At 42.6% G+C, this 697-nt stretch carries 1 protein-coding gene; it reads left to right on the top strand.

What is annotated here, in order from left to right; genetic code table 11:
• Positions 1-173: 173 nt before the first annotated feature.
• Positions 174-697, top strand: a 524-nt coding sequence (locus R8N47_RS25285; RefSeq protein ID WP_318186119.1) for a cache domain-containing protein, incomplete at its 3' end; no start/stop codon positions are given.

The following is a 697-nucleotide window of genomic DNA, read 5'->3' as shown; positions in this document are numbered from 1 at the left end:
ATATTGAATCGCCTCTTCAAGAGTACTTGTGTCGATCTAAAAGTTTACTCCACATTATAGTTACAATACGTGCTTGTAGGCGTAATACTACTTCTTCAATAAGATGCGTCGGCTATTAGATTATTGACATAAGCCATGCTTTGCATAGCAATGACACATTTTGTGAGCCAAATATGAAATTAAAAACTCAAGCCTACTTATTATCCGCGATCATACTGTTAGCTTTGCTAGCCTTGACCGCTACAGGTTTATGGACCTTACGCGTCGCAAGTAACCTCGATAACAAAGCTCGAGTAACTGAGCTATTCAAGAGTGCATACAGCATTCTGACTGAAGTAGAAAAAATGGCAGTTGAAGGCAAGATGCCTGCAGAGGAAGCAAAAGCACTCGCAACACGCCTACTGCGTAACAACATCTACAAAGACAACGAGTACGTGTATGTGGCGGACGAAAATATGATGTTTATTGCCGCACCACTAGATCCTCAACTACACGGAACCAGTTTCCATGACTTTAAAGATGGCAGCGGTAATAGCGTAGGCCAACTCATCCTAGATGTTTTGGGTCGCAAAACAGGTCAGATTGTTGAATATACCTGGAGCCAAAAACAGGCCGACGGCAGCATTGAAGAAAAACACTCGATAGCAGAAAAAACACCACATTGGGGTTGGGTTGTCGGCACAGGTATTGGCTTTAA

The sequence above is a fragment of the Vibrio sp. 2132-1 genome (assembly GCF_033344315.1).
Note: the sequence above shows the minus strand (reverse complement) of the source record. Positions and strands in the feature narration are given on the sequence as shown.